This window comes from Pseudomonas sp. NFACC46-3, assembly GCF_900114515.1.
GTDB lineage: Bacteria > Pseudomonadota > Gammaproteobacteria > Pseudomonadales > Pseudomonadaceae > Aquipseudomonas > Aquipseudomonas fluorescens_Q.
Map to the genome: position 1 here is coordinate 1 of NZ_FOTH01000003.1, position 14,133 is coordinate 14,133.

General features: G+C 59.9%; 14 protein-coding genes and 2 tRNA genes. 5 read left to right on the top strand and 11 right to left on the bottom strand.

What is annotated here, in order from left to right; all coding sequences use genetic code 11:
• The 6 genes from BM300_RS05485 to BM300_RS05510 form a co-directional block, all read right to left on the bottom strand.
• Positions 1–1,457 (bottom strand): DUF6531 domain-containing protein (locus tag BM300_RS05485; RefSeq protein WP_256575802.1); only part of this gene is annotated, 1,457 nt, incomplete at its 3' end.
• Positions 1,458–1,645: 188 nt separating this feature from the next.
• Complete coding sequence (locus BM300_RS05490) at positions 1,646–2,047, bottom strand: SEL1-like repeat protein (RefSeq protein WP_092462274.1); 402 nt, start codon at positions 2,045–2,047, stop codon at positions 1,646–1,648.
• The gene (locus tag BM300_RS05495; RefSeq protein WP_003179080.1) at positions 2,048–2,419 is read right to left on the bottom strand and encodes a hypothetical protein; all 372 of its coding nucleotides are present in this window, start codon (positions 2,417–2,419) and stop codon (positions 2,048–2,050) included.
• Positions 2,416–2,757 (bottom strand): helix-turn-helix domain-containing protein, encoded by a 342-nt coding sequence (locus BM300_RS05500; RefSeq protein WP_003204574.1) that lies wholly within the window; start codon positions 2,755–2,757, stop codon positions 2,416–2,418. Before BM300_RS05500 ends, BM300_RS05495 begins: the two co-directional genes overlap by 4 nt.
• A gap of 114 nt (positions 2,758–2,871) precedes the next feature.
• Positions 2,872–3,327, bottom strand: a complete 456-nt coding sequence (locus BM300_RS05505; RefSeq protein WP_092345536.1) for a YkvA family protein — start codon at positions 3,325–3,327, stop codon at positions 2,872–2,874.
• A 294-nt stretch (positions 3,328–3,621) separates the two neighbouring features.
• The gene (locus BM300_RS05510) at positions 3,622–4,335 is read right to left on the bottom strand and encodes a BamJ family beta-barrel-assembly machinery protein (RefSeq protein WP_003204577.1); all 714 of its coding nucleotides are present in this window, start codon (positions 4,333–4,335) and stop codon (positions 3,622–3,624) included.
• A 269-nt stretch (positions 4,336–4,604) separates the two neighbouring features.
• On the opposite strand from BM300_RS05510, the gene BM300_RS05515 reads away from it, so the two are divergent.
• Positions 4,605–6,410, top strand: coding sequence for a di-heme-cytochrome C peroxidase (locus BM300_RS05515; protein WP_092345538.1), 1,806 nt, complete (start codon positions 4,605–4,607; stop codon positions 6,408–6,410).
• A 31-nt stretch (positions 6,411–6,441) separates the two neighbouring features.
• The gene (locus tag BM300_RS05520) at positions 6,442–7,578 is read left to right on the top strand and encodes a catalase family protein (RefSeq protein ID WP_063324784.1); all 1,137 of its coding nucleotides are present in this window, start codon (positions 6,442–6,444) and stop codon (positions 7,576–7,578) included.
• 89 nt (positions 7,579–7,667) lie between these two features.
• Here the strand turns inward: BM300_RS05520 and BM300_RS05525 are convergent.
• Together BM300_RS05525 and BM300_RS05530 are read right to left on the bottom strand one after the other, a co-directional pair.
• Positions 7,668–7,744: transfer RNA gene (locus BM300_RS05525), tRNA-Asp, on the bottom strand.
• Between the two features lie 19 nt (positions 7,745–7,763).
• A tRNA-Val gene (locus BM300_RS05530) sits at positions 7,764–7,839 on the bottom strand.
• A 160-nt stretch (positions 7,840–7,999) separates the two neighbouring features.
• Between BM300_RS05530 and rdgC the strand changes: the two genes are divergently transcribed.
• From rdgC to sugE, 3 genes are all read left to right on the top strand, one after another.
• Complete coding sequence (gene rdgC / locus BM300_RS05535; RefSeq protein WP_063324783.1) at positions 8,000–8,920, top strand: recombination-associated protein RdgC; 921 nt, start codon at positions 8,000–8,002, stop codon at positions 8,918–8,920.
• 145 nt (positions 8,921–9,065) lie between these two features.
• Positions 9,066–10,031, top strand: a complete 966-nt coding sequence (locus BM300_RS05540) for a bile acid:sodium symporter family protein (protein ID WP_092145332.1) — start codon at positions 9,066–9,068, stop codon at positions 10,029–10,031.
• Positions 10,032–10,149: 118 nt separating this feature from the next.
• A complete protein-coding gene (gene sugE / locus BM300_RS05545; RefSeq protein WP_092223612.1) occupies positions 10,150–10,464 on the top strand; it encodes a quaternary ammonium compound efflux SMR transporter SugE in 315 nt (104 codons plus the stop codon).
• A 105-nt stretch (positions 10,465–10,569) separates the two neighbouring features.
• Here sugE and BM300_RS05550 read toward each other — a convergent pair whose 3' ends face one another.
• From BM300_RS05550 to BM300_RS05560, 3 genes are all read right to left on the bottom strand, one after another.
• Complete coding sequence (locus BM300_RS05550; protein ID WP_092145330.1) at positions 10,570–12,444, bottom strand: MFS transporter; 1,875 nt, start codon at positions 12,442–12,444, stop codon at positions 10,570–10,572.
• An 82-nt stretch (positions 12,445–12,526) separates the two neighbouring features.
• Complete coding sequence (locus BM300_RS05555) at positions 12,527–13,675, bottom strand: TDT family transporter (RefSeq protein ID WP_092345540.1); 1,149 nt, start codon at positions 13,673–13,675, stop codon at positions 12,527–12,529.
• Positions 13,676–13,779: 104 nt separating this feature from the next.
• Entirely contained in the window at positions 13,780–14,091 is a 312-nt protein-coding gene (locus BM300_RS05560; RefSeq protein WP_018604299.1) for a cupin domain-containing protein, read from the bottom strand.
• Positions 14,092–14,133: the final 42 nt, after the last annotated feature.

The following is a 14,133-nucleotide window of genomic DNA, read 5'->3' on the forward strand; positions in this document are numbered from 1 at the left end:
GCCGGACGCTGGGCGTTGGGCAGGGGAAACGTCGTGCGGCGGTTTTCCTGGTCGACCCAGGTGACCTGCTCGCCCTCAAGCTCCAAGCGATGGGCCAGGGCATGGCTCCAGCCGCGCCCGAGGCCGACATCCAGGTCAACCGCGCTGGTGCGGTACAAACGGGTGAAAACGAATGGCAAGCGGCCATCGAGGGTGCCATCGTCGAGGGTCAGCAGTTCTTCGCCGGTGACCATCGACACTGGGCAGCCGCTGGTCTGGGTCTGGGCGGCGGTGTCGGCGCTGTCGCCATTGGGGTTTTTCGACTGGGCGGGGGCGTCGTCGTGATGTTCGTGTTTTTTCAGCATGGTGTTGCGCTGTGCATCCCAGCGCAGTTGCATCCGGCCCTTTTTCACGCCGGCCGCGATACCGCGTGCCGCCACGGTTTTGTAGCGGTCCACGTAGGTCATGAAGCCGTTGACCACTGCAAAGATCGCACCGATGAAACGCTGCAAGGCGCCCAGCAGGCGCGCGCCCACATTCCCCAGGCGCATAGACAGATAAGCGATACCGGCACCCGCCCCGGTGAAGGTCAGGACAACACCAATCAACAGGTCGATCAACAACTGGACCGTCGCCCTCGACAAGGCTTCGGCCGTTTCGCCGGCAACCTCACTGGGCGGCAACATATCCAACCAGAGGCTGGCGGTGCGCACCAACAGGCACAGCGCCGCTTCGTCGCTGGCCAACAGTTGCAGCTTGGCCATCACCCGCGGTGTTTTTTTCGCCAGGTCCTCCAACTGCCTGGCGCTTTCGCCCAACCGCTCAACAAACTGACCGGGATCCTTGAGGATGTCCGAGAGCAAACTGATGCTGTCCCACACACTTTCAATCGCCGCCCAACTGCCGGCGAGCAACCCGTTGCCCACCGCCGCCGCCGAAGTCGACAACGATTGTTGTGCCCATCGCGGCTTGAAGCCCTGCCACTCACCGCGCAACCAGTCCGTCAGATTGGTGGTCAAGCCATCGTAGGAAGAAAACAGATTCGCGATTTGCTTGGCGGACACCTCTCCCTGAACGTGAACACGATAGGATTTGCCCGCCTCCCCCATGAAGGTTCCCAGGCCGTGGGCATCCAGGGTGACCGGCGTGACCTCGCCGCTGGCCACATCCACCACGTCCACCACAATGTCGCCCAGTGGGATGTCGTATACCGATTCGAACTTGCTTTCGATCGTCATCGGCCCGCCCTTGGGACACTGGACGACCGTGGAGAGGAAGTCATCATCGCCGGTGCTGACAGCGGTGGTGCTGTCGCCAAAGCGGATCAACCGCTCCATGCCCATAAGCGAGGGCAAGTCAGCCATGTGACTGGCTCGATCCGCCGCTCGGCTGTACCAGCGCTCGAGTTGCTCGCGATAGACCGAAAGGGTGTCTTTGAAGCTGTCGAGTTCCTGCTCGATTCGGCTCACCTGATCCATCAGGACAGGGCTCGCTCAAAGGCCGGCAGGAAAAAACGATCGAACATGGGCAGACGTCTCGCAGCACTCAGGGAGCGCGAGACTTTGCCGGGGATGACTGGGGAATTAAGTCAGGGGGAGGAGACAGAGCCCGTAGGGCGATTCGCTAAATTCGTCTGACCTGCACAACGAATCGCCAGTGGATAACCCTAGAGATCGCGAGCTTCAAGTGATTTGAGCTTGATTTCGGCCAGCGGATGCCCGGCTTTCGCCGCCAAGGTCCACCAACGCGCCGCTTCAACCGGGTCCGGCGCCTTGCTGGCTGTGCCGGCCAGGCTGATCACGCCAACCTGGTAGGCGGCCTTGCCATCACCGGCCAATGCCGCCAGCCGCAACAGGCGAATCCCTTCTTCCCGGGCGCCCAGCCCTTGGCCGCGAAACGTGAGGATATGCCCATAGAAGCTTTGCGCACCGACGTCGCCCAAGTTCGCCATGCGAGAGAACTGCCCCTCGAGCCAGGCCCAGCCACTCGGCTGACGGACGAACCAGGACCAGTGAAACAACCGACGCGCCAGCCAGTAACCGGCCCGCGCCTTGAATCGCCAGAGCACTCAGGCCTCCGCCGACTCGGGGTACTCGTATTCAAATACCCGGACCACTTCCGAAGCGTGCCAGGAAGCAGCGGCCACGCCATCGGAAGGCCCGGAAAAGCGCCCCAGGCGTTCTACACATTCGAAAAACCCCGTGCGCGGCAACCGACTGGCACCCTGGCTGATCACCAATGAACTGCGCAGCGGCTGTTCCGCCCGGGCGTCCAGCGCCGCCAGGTGTTCAAGGGCCGCAGTCAAGGTCTGCATGGCCGGGCTGGGCAGCTGCAGACGCTCCAGCAACGCGCGGTAGGTCAATAAATGCCGCTGGCGGCGCGCCTGGTCCAACTCACCCAACAACCCATCCCAATGCTGCCGACTGATGCGTACGCTCACGATTCTTCCCTCCAACCCGGCACCGTCAACTCCCAGGCCAGACTGCGCCGAATCGCGGCATCGGGCTGACGCTCGCCGCTCTCGATCAAGGCCAGATAAGACGGGCTGATACCTACCGTGCGGGCCAGCGCCTCGATGGCGATGCCCTTCCCTTCGCGTAAACTGCGTAATTGATCCAGGCCAGGGAGAACCTGGCCCGGTGCCGCCGCGTGACGGACTGTCGCTTCGCGCGGCGGAGCTTGATCGATGCCTGCTGCCTTCAACAACGACTGGTACTGATCCCACGGCAAAACCGCGTATTCGGGCTCTCCGTCACGTGTGATTATTTGAATATCCATGTCTACCCCGTAGGACAACAACACTTAGCGAGACAGCCTTTTTTCTTAGAAGTGTAATCCTAATACCGGCTAAGGTCGCGGGGCGATGAATTCTCTGGGGCAAGTGCTACCGAATCAGGTTTTTTTCTGACCTTGGAGTTGAAGTTGTTCCGGGGTATCGGGAAGCCTTTCGACCTGGGCAAGCTTTTCGGGCGACTGCCGATAACGCCAGGCGCGGAAAGCCTCGAGTTCAGCGTCGAGGGTTTTCATGACCCAGGCCAGCACGGCGATATCGTCGAACATGCCAAACATCGGCAAGATATCTGGAATCGCATCCAAGGGGCTGAGGAAATACATGAGCCCTGCCACCACCGACAGCATCGACTTGGCGCTGACAGCGCGGTATTCGCCCCGCCAGTAGGCCAGGCACAAGGCCTGCAACAGATGCAGGTCCTCCTTGAGTTTGCCCAGTCGTCCGCCCTCCCGGGCACCTTTGCTGGCGACGGCGAACAGCAACGTAGGCAATCGACCGCGGGCCAGCAGGCGGCCTGCCAAGGGCAGAAATCGCGCAAAATTCCACGGGGCCTTCATTTTTTCTCCGACTGAAATGTTATCCACACAAATTGTGGATAACCTTGTGAACAGAGCTGCATTTCACCGCTGAAGCCCCCGTTTCATAAGGGCCCGGCTTAGATCGGGCGTTTTTTACTCACATAAAAAAACCCAATATTTCATTGACTTGACCGGCTGACTGCGTCTAGCACAGCGCCTGTAATGCCTATGACTATACCCTGCATCGTGCGTTCGGTTTTTTTGCCATTTTGCCGCAGCCCAGATGCGACAACGCCCCGCATGAGCGAGGCGTTGGCGTTATAGCAGACGCGATTACTTGGCTGCGTCTTCTTTTGCCGGATCCTTGATCGCCAGCAGTTCCAGGTCGAACACCAGGACCGAGTTGGCCGGGATTGCCGGGCTCGGGCTCTGGGCGCCATAGGCCAGGTCGCTCGGGATGTACAGCTTGTACTTCTCGCCGACGTGCATCAGTTGCAGGCCTTCGACCCAACCCGGGATCACGCCGCTGACTGGCAGGTCGATCGGGCTGCCACGTTCAACGGAGCTGTCGAACACAGTGCCGTTGGTCAGCTTGCCGGTGTAGTGAACAGTCACTACGTCGGTCGGCTTGGGCTGTGGACCGTCGGCTTTCTTGACCACTTCGTACTGCAGGCCGGAAGCGGTGGTGGTAACACCGGCTTTCTTGCCGTTTTCTTCGAGGAATTTCTTGCCGGCGGCTGCCGACTCTTCGCTCATCTTGGCCATGCGCTCTTCGGCACGTTTTTGCAGCGCGGCAAAGGCTTCGACCAGTTCTTCGTCTTTCAGCTTCTGTTCTTTCTTGCCGACGGCATCTTCGATGCCCTGGGCGACCGCTTTGGAGTCCAGGTCATCCATGCCTTCCTGAGCCAGGCTCTTGCCCATGTTCAGGCCAATACCGTAGGAAGCTTTCTGCGCCGGGGTCTTCAGCTCTACGCTGGTCTGCGAGTCGCAACCCGCGAGTACCAGGCCAACCAGGGCCACCGCCGCCGCCAACCGATGCTGTTTCATGCTATTTCCTTGTTCATGCGCCTAAAGGGCAATCGAATAAAGCCGCGAGCTTATCAGGCGGCCACGACCAATGGCTACCGGCATGTGAGCCACAAAGTCATGATAAGTTCAGGTCCGCAAACGCTTTTTAAGCCTGGACGAATGAAGCATCTGTCATCTGTTACGTACAGGGACAAATTGCCGCTCCCCTACAGGCCAGAGGTAATGGCCACTTGCCCGCCGCGCAGCACTGAGGCATAAGGGCTTATCAAAAAAACAAGGACGTTACCGTGCGCCTTCTCTCTCGCATCCTCTTGCTGCTCCTCGCGCTGCTGATCATTGTCGTGGCCGTGGTGCTTTATTACGTCGCCAATCCTCGCTTGCCGTTCTACACGCCCGTCGAACAGGTGAATTACCTGGACCAATGGAGTGCCGCCGAGCGCCAGACGTATTACTTCACGCCCCAGGGCACCCAGGTCAAAGGCCTGCGCTACGACTGGTTCACCGCCCTCGAATTACCGTTTTCGCAACAACGCTTCGCATCGCCCGAGTACCTGGCGCGCTTTGGGTTCCTGGTCGATCCGGCGCAGAAAGCCTCGTCGGCCAATCCTGGCAACTTGCCGGTAGGGTTTGCGCGGCACCAGAACCCGGGCAGCACCGAGCAGTTCCTGGATATCACTTGCGCGGCGTGCCATACCGGCGAATTGCGCTTCAAGGGCCAGGCAATACGGATCGACGGCGGCACGGCTCAGCACGTGCTGCCCTCCAGTGTTCCTACATTACGCGGTGGCAGTTTCGGACAAGCATTGGTCGCCAGTCTGGCGTCTACCTACTACAACCCTTGGAAATTCGAGCGCTTCGCCCGCAAAGTGCTGGGCAAGGACTACGAAGCCCGCCACGAGGAATTGCGCAAGGCCTTCAAGGCCTCCCTGGACACGTTCCTGCGGGTGGCCTGGAACGACACCCATCGTGGCCTCTACCCCACCGAAGAAGGGCCTGGCCGTACCGACGCCTTCGGTCGTATCGCCAATGCCAGCTTCGGCGACGCCATTTCGCCGCAAAACTACCGGGTGGCCAACGCCCCCGTGGATTACCCGCAGTTGTGGGACATATGGACATTCGACTGGGTGCAGTGGAACGGATCGGCCCAGCAACCGATGGCCCGCAACGTCGGTGAGGCGTTGGGGGTCGGCGCCACGCTGAATTTCTTCGACGCCCAAGGCAAACCGCTGCAGGGCGATGCGCGATACCCCTCCAGCGTGCGTGTGCGCGACTTGAACAAGATCGAAGAGACCCTGCAACTGCTCAAACCGCCTGTATGGCCGCAAGCGCTACTGGGCCCAATCGACAAACCGCTGGCCGCCAAGGGCCGGGCACTGTTTACCGAAAACTGCGCCGGCTGCCATGTACCCAAGGTGGTCCAAGGGCCCGACAGGCCGGTCCAGCAATTGCACATGCTGCCCGTGCAGGTGATCGGCACCGACCCGGGCACTGCCAATAACATCGCCGATCACCGCTTCGACCTGACCAGCCTGCAGTGGGATCCGGCCGAGCTGGCGAAGCTGGAAGTGCAACTGCACCCGAGCCCAACAGAACCGCTGGACCTGAGTCAACTCTCGGTCGCCAAAGGCCTGGCCTACGTTACGGCATTCGTCGAAAACCGCGCTTACCGCGACGCCGGCGTCACCCCCGCCGAGCGCCCGGCGCTGGACGGTTTCGGCTTGCCCATCGGCGTACGTGAAATGCGCGCCTACAAAGCCCGGCCACTGGCGGGTGTCTGGGCCACGCCACCGTTCCTGCACAACGGCTCGGTGCCGACGATCTATCAACTGCTGTCCCCCCAGGATGAGCGCGCGACCACGTTCTATAAAGGCAACTTCGAATACGACCCGCGCCACCTGGGCTATCGCACCGAAGCCTTTACCAACGGTTTTCTCTTCGATACCCGCATTACCGGCAACCACAACAGCGGCCATGAATTCCGCGCGGGCGAGCGAGGCAATGGCGTCATTGGCCGCTTGCTGCAACCACAGGAACGCTGGGCCTTGCTGGAGTATTTAAAGGTGCTGGGCGGGCCATTGGAGTCGCAACTGTAATGATGAACCCCACAGGTAAAAGGAAGTTTCAATGTTGATCACGCTCTGGCTGCGCCTCGGTGCCTTTTTGGGCAAGACGCTCCTGTGGCTGCTGGGCATCGGGCTGCTCGGCTGGGCACTGTCCACAGCCTGGTTTGCCTGGCAACACAAGGGGCCGGTCCCGGACAAGGAACAGGTGGCGCCCGGCGAAGCGGCCATGACCCAGGACATCATCCAGACCGCTATTCGCATCGTCGATCAGCACCGCGAAAGCACGCGTTATCTGCGCGATGCCCACGCCAAGGCCCACGGCTGTGTCATGGCCGAAGTCCAGGTGCCGAGCGACCTGCCGGCACCGTTGCGCCAAGGGGTATTCGCCGAGCCGGGGAAGGTCTGGCAGGCGACGATTCGCCTGTCCAACGGCAATGCCTATCCGCAGTTCGACAGCCTGCGCGATGCACGGGGGATGGCGATCAAGCTGACGAACGTACCGGGCAAGCAACTGCTCGCTGATCGGCAATCACAAGGTGAGCAGGATTTCGTGATGTTCAACCATCCGAACTTCTTTGTCAGTGATGTCGCCGAATATCGTCAGAATGTGGCGGCTCAGGCTGACGGGAAAAAGGCGATGGCCTTTTTTCCGAGCCTCGACCCGCGCAGTTGGCAGATTCGGCATTTATTCATCGCCCTGGCGACCCTCTCACCGCCACCGGCCAGTCCGACCCAGACCACTTATTTCTCGGTATCGCCCTATAAGTTCGGTGAGGCCAACGCCAAGTTTCGCGTCGCACCGGATCCGGACAGTTGCCCAAGCTACACCTTGCCGGCCCAGAACCAGGACCTGCCGAACTTCTTGCGTAGCGCATTGAACCAGCAGTTATCCACAGACCGGGTGCCGGCGTGTTTTGTCTTGCAGATCCAGCGCCAGGATCCGAGCAAGTACATGCCGATCGAAGACACCAGTATTGAATGGCAGGAAAGTGATGCGCCGTTCGAGACCGTGGCACGGATCAAGGTTCCGGCTCAGGATTTTGATACGCCCAAGCTGAACCTGGCTTGTGATAATCAGTCGTTCAATCCTTGGTTCGGCATTGAGGCGCATCGGCCTATTGGTGGGATCAATCGCTTGCGTAAAGCGGTGTATGAGGCGGTCAGCGATTACCGTCACAGCCGTAACGCCGAGCAATAGAGGCAGGCAAATGCCAGACAGCAAAAAGCCCGCTCAATGAGCGGGCTTTTTGTTGGTACCTGGCGTTCAGCATTCCAGATAACCGAATATGGCGCAGCGGACGGGACTCGAACCCGCGACCCCCGGCGTGACAGGCCGGTATTCTAACCGACTGAACTACCGCTGCGCGTAACACGTTGAACGAATGGTGGGTGATGACGGGATCGAACCGCCGACATTCTGCTTGTAAGGCAGACGCTCTCCCAGCTGAGCTAATCACCCTTCGCTTTCGGTGTGGCGCGCATTCTACGGAGCACTCTTTAAGCTGGCAAGCACTTTTTAAATTAATTTTTTCAGGCCTTCCAAAGGCTTAGCGAAGGGTTGGCCTATGGCGCCGCGAAGAGAATAATGCCCCCCTTTGTATAAAGGAGAGACTCACCCCATGTGGTTCAAAAACCTGCTTATCTATCGCCTGACCCAAGATCTGCCTTTTGATGCCGAGGCGTTGGAAACTGCACTGGCCACCAAACTGGCGCGTCCATGTGCAAGCCAGGAGTTGACCACTTACGGTTTCGTCGCGCCGTTTGGCAAAGGCGAAGACGCGCCATTGGTGCATGTCAGCCAGGATTTCCTGCTGATCGCCGCGCGCAAGGAAGAACGCATCCTGCCGGGCAGCGTCGTACGCGATGCCTTGAAGGAAAAGGTCGAAGAGATCGAAGCCGAGCAAATGCGCAAGGTCTATAAAAAGGAACGGGACCAGCTCAAGGATGAAATCATCCAGGCGTTCCTGCCGCGCGCGTTCATCCGTCGCTCGTCCACCTTCGCCGCCATCGCGCCGAAACAGGGCCTGATCCTGGTGAACTCCGCCAGCCCGAAACGCGCCGAAGACCTGCTGTCTACCCTGCGCGAAGTGATCGGCTCGCTGCCGGTACGTCCACTGACGGTAAAAATGGCCCCGACCGCCACCATGACCGACTGGGTCAAGACCCAGAAAGCCGCGGACGATTTCTTCGTGCTCGATGAATGCGAACTGCGCGACACCCACGAAGACGGCGGCATCGTGCGCTGCAAGCGCCAGGACCTGACCAGCGACGAAATCCAGCTGCACCTGAACACCGGCAAGGTCGTCACGCAACTGTCCCTGGCGTGGCAGGACAAGCTGTCCTTCGTGCTCGACGACAAGATGGTGGTCAAGCGCCTGAAGTTCGAAGACCTGCTGCAGGACCAGGCGGAACAGGACGGAGGCGACGAAGCCCTTGGCCAACTGGACGCCAGTTTCACGCTGATGATGTTGACGTTCGGCGAGTTCCTGCCGGCGCTGGTTGAAGCCTTGGGTGGGGAAGAGATTCCGCAGGGGATCTAAAGGCTGTTGATCTCTAGTGTGGGAGCGGGCTTGCTCGCGAAGACTGACTGACATTCAACGATGATGTTGACTGACACTCCGCTTTCGCGAGCAAGCCCGCTCCCACATCGGGTTTTGTGGTGTTTTTAATAATAAGGATCAGGTCATGCGCGCATTGGCTGCATTGAGTCGCTTTGTCGGCAATACCTTCGCTTACTGGGTGCTGTTTTTCGCGGTACTGGCATTCCTGCAACCGCAGTGGTTTGTCGGCCTGAAAATCGCCATCGTGCCGCTGCTGGGCCTGGTGATGTTCGGCATGGGGTTGGCGCTCAAGCTGGAAGACTTCGCCGAAGTGGCCCGCCATCCTGGCCGCGTAGCCTTGGGGGTGGTTGCCCAATTCGTGATCATGCCCGGCACGGCATGGCTGCTCTGCCAAGTTTTCAACCTGCCGCCGGAGATCGCCGTCGGTGTGATCCTGGTGGGTTGCTGCCCGAGCGGCACGTCGTCCAATGTCATGACCTGGCTGGCGCGCGGTGACCTGGCCCTGGCCGTGGCGATTTCCGCCATCACCACCCTGCTTGCCCCTCTGCTGACCCCAGCGCTGATCTGGCTGCTGGCCTCGGCCTGGCTGCCGGTGTCGTTCTCGGCGCTGTTCTGGTCGATCCTGCAAATCGTACTGGTACCGATCGCGCTGGGCATCATTGCCCAACGCCTGCTGGGTGCCCGGGTTCGTCATGCCATAGACGTGCTGCCGCTGATATCGGTGGTAAGCATCGTGATCATTGTGGCGGCGGTGGTAGCGGCCAGTCAGGCGAAGATCGCCGAATCCGGCCTGCTGATCATGGCCATTGTGATACTGCACAACAGCTTCGGTTATCTGCTGGGGTATTTCACCGGGCGTTTGTTCAGCCTGCCGTTGGCTCAGCGCAAGACCTTGTCGTTGGAAGTCGGCATGCAGAACTCCGGCCTGGGCGCGGCGTTGGCCAGCGCGCACTTTTCGCCACTGGCGGCGGTACCCAGCGCGCTGTTCAGCGTCTGGCACAACATTTCCGGGGCCCTGCTCTCGACGTACTTCCGGCGCATGAGCGAAAAACAGGACCGTGAACTACAGGCCCGTCAAGCGGCGGACTGAAGGAGAATCTTGACCGACTCGTCAGCATTGGGCACTCTTGCGCCCAATGCGGGGACGACCCCGCAACGCTAGAGCGTTCGTTATCCGGGGACGACCCCATCCATCGATGAGGTGTGTGATGTCCTGGATCATTCTGTTTTTTGCCGGCCTGTTCGAAGTCGGCTGGGCTGTCGGCCTGAAATACACCGACGGTTTCAGCCGCCCTCTCCCCACTGCACTGACAATCGCCGCCATGGCGATCAGCCTCGGCCTGCTCGGCCTTGCAATGAAGGAACTGCCGCTGGGCACGGCCTATGCGATCTGGACCGGGGTCGGTGCCGTGGGCACGGTGATCGCCGGGATCATTCTGTTCGGTGAGTCGATGGCGCTGGTTCGGTTGGCCAGTGTCGCCTTGATCATCGTCGGGCTGGTAGGGCTCAAGATCAGCGCCTGAATTGACCTGCGGGAGCGAGCTTGCTCGCGATTGCAATTTGCCTTCTGATATTGCTGTCACTGGCAGACCGCTATCGCGAGCAAGCTCGTTCCCACAGGTTTCAACCTATCGGACAGTCCCACGCAACTCCCCCACCAACGCCTGCAACTTCGCCGGCTCAGCCACTTCCACCGCAACCGCCGAACCCGCCACCAGCGTCACCCGCGACCAGAACCGACGAAACAGTCCTTTGGCCGGGTCGCGACTGAAGAAGCTGCCCCACAACCCCTGCAGCGCCAAGGGAATCACCGGCACCGGGGTCTCTTGGAGGATGCGTGTCAGTCCACTCTTGAACTCATTGATCTCACCGTCGCCCGTCAGTTTTCCTTCAGGGAAGATGCAGACCAGCTCGCCGTCCTTCAGGTATTGGGCGATTCGCTTGAAGGCTTTTTCGTAGATGTGAATGTCTTCCTGGCGCCCGGCAATCGGGATCGTCCCGGCGGTGCGGAAGATGAAATTCAGCACTGGCAGGTTGTAGATCTTGTAGTACATCACGAAGCGAATCGGCCGACGTACCGCGCCGCCAATCAGCAAGGCATCGACGAAGGAGACGTGGTTGCACACCAACAGCGCAGCCCCTTCATCCGGTATCGCCTCCAGGTTGCGGTGCTCCACGCGGTACATGGAATGGCTCAGCAGCCAGATCATGAAACGCATGCTGAACTCGGGGACGATCTTGAAGATGTAGGCGTTGACGCCGATGTTCAGCAACGACACCACCAGGAACAACTGCGGGATCGACAACTTGGCCAGGCTCAGCAAGACGATGGAGACAATCGCCGAAACCACCATGAACAAGGCGTTGAGAATGTTGTTGGCAGCGATCACTCGCGCCCGTTCGTTTTCGACGGTGCGCGACTGGATCAAGGCGTACAGCGGCACGATGTAGAAACCACCGAAGACCCCTAGGCCAAGGATGTCGATCAATACCAGCCAGGCGTGACCGAAACCGAGTACTTCAAGCCAACCATGGCCATCGACGCTGTCGGGGATTCCACCGGAATGCCACCACAACAGCAGGCCGAACACCGTCAGCCCGAACGAGCCGAACGGCACCAGGCCGATCTCGACTTTGCGCCCGGAAAGCTTTTCGCAGAGCATCGAACCCAAGGCGATCCCCACCGAGAACACCGTCAGGATCAAGGTCACCACGGTTTCGTCACCGTGCATCCACTCCTTGGCATAGGCGGGGATCTGCGTCAGGTAGATCGCACCGACGAACCAGAACCAGGAGTTGCCGACAATCGAACGGGACACTGCCGGGGTTTGCCCCAACCCCAGTTTCAGGGTGGCCCAGGATTGGCTGAAGATGTTCCAGTTCAGGCGCATCTGTGGCGAGGCCGCGGCCGCGCGCGGAATGCCGCGGCTGGCCAAGTAACCGAGCACGGCAACGCCGATGATCGCGGTGGACACCACGGGTGCGTAATGCGCCGAGGACATCATGATCCCGGCGCCTATGGTGCCGGCCAGGATCGCCAGGAAGGTGCCCATTTCCACCAGGCCATTGCCGCCGACCAACTCTTCCTCACGCAAGGCCTGGGGCAGGATCGAGTACTTCACCGGGCCGAACAACGCCGAATGCGTGCCCATGGCGAATAACGCCACCAGCATCAGCGATAAGTGATCGAACAGAAACCCTACTGCACCCACCGCCATGATGACGATTTCGCCGAGCTTGATCAGACGAATCAACGCGTCCTTGGCGAATTTTTCCCCGAACTGCCCCGCCAGCGCCGAGAACAGAAAGAACGGCAGGATAAACAGCAGCGCGCAGAGGTTGACCCAAATCGAGCGGTCCCCCTCGATGGTCAATTTGTAGAGGATGGCGAGGATCAGCGACTGCTTGAAAATGTTGTCGTTGAACGCGCCCAAGGACTGCGTGATGAAGAACGGCAGGAAACGCCGCGTGCGAAGCAAGGTGAACTGCGAAGGGTGACTCATCTTCCATGTTCCTACAGTGGCGTGGACGCTTATTGGAATGAACGTTTTTCGATCCAGGCCACACATTACCTGTCTTTAGCGATTATTTCGCCAGCCCTGCAATGCAGGGCGACACAAACAACTCACCGTGCCAGGCGCCCTGCACCGTACGCCGTCCGACGATCAGCCACATCACCACCAGCATCGCCACCAGCACAGCCCCGAACACGCTGAAAAAACCCAGGCTCAGCAGCTCCGAAAGCTTCAACGTGGTCAACGCGTACACGCCCAGGGGAAAGGTAAAGCCCCACCAGCCGAGGTTGAAGGGAATGCCTGCGCGCAAGTAGCGCGCGGTGATCAGCAGCGCCATCAACATCCACCACAACCCCAGCCCCCACAGCGTGATACCGGCTATCAGGCCCAACCCGGCGGCGATTTCGCCCACGCCGGACAGGCCATTGGCGGCAAAAATCAGTGGGGCATCGTTGCCCAACAGCAACATGCCCAGGGCGCCAGTGCCGATCGGGCCGAGGGCCAGCCAGCTCGAGGCGGCCATGTTTTCGTGAGGCAGTTTGTGCAGCGCCATGCGCAACAGCAAAATCGTCAGGATGCTGAACGCCACCGGCAGGGAAAAGGCCCAGAGCACGTAGCTGGTCACCAGCATGACCAGTTGCCCATGAGCGTCGGCCAGATGCGGCGCCATCAGCCCGCCACTGGCCGCCGCGACTTCGGCGGCCACCACCGGCAAGAGCCACACGGCGGTCATCTGGTCGATGCGGTGTTCCTGGCGGGTGAACATCAAGAATGGGATCAGCACACCACAGGCCAGAGACATGGCCACGTCGATCCACCATAACGCTTCGGCCAACGGCACCACACCGTTGCCCCAGCGCGGCAGCCCGAATACCAAAAAGCCGTTGATGATGGTCGCCAGCCCCATGGGAATGGTGCCGAAGAACATCGAAACCGTGGAGTGGCCGAAGATCCGCCGCGCCTCGTCGAAGAACAACAGCCAACGGGCCGTGTACAAGCCGGCGAACACCACGAACAAGAGGATGTTGAACAACCACAACCCTTCACCGAGTAAGCGCAGGCCCGGTACGTTTCCGGGCCATTGCGCCAAAGCCAACGCCAGCACACCGGTGCCCATCACCACGGCAAACCAGTTAGGCGTGAATTGGCGAACAGCCTCCAGCGGCCTGGGCAAATGGCTCAATGGACGCAAGCGGTTTTTTGCAACGCAGCATGTCATGGCGAACTCCTGTCCTCGGATGAGGGTGGAGCCATGCTAGAGCCGGATCGAATATCTATATAACGGGTAATTTCTCTATCTGTTATCGGTTTCACAGATAACTATCAGACACTGCCCTCGGTCTCGATCACCAGGATTCTCGCTTCGCCCAACGGCCTGGCCACATGTTCAGTGCCCACCGAGGCGTAGAAAATGTCCCCGGCCTCCAGCAAGGTCTCCTTTTCGACACCCTCTTCCCGATAGCACATCCGCACTTGCCCATCGAGCACCACAAAGACTTCCTCGCCGTCATTGACGTGCCATTTATACGGTTGATCGGTCCAGTGCAGGCGCGTGGTGATGCCATTCATGTTGGCGATATCCAGCGCCGCCCAGGCGCGGTCCCCGGTGAAGGATTTGCTGCGGATAATTTTCAAAAGCAATCGACCAAAATAAATGCAGAGGCGTCCAGGCTAGCG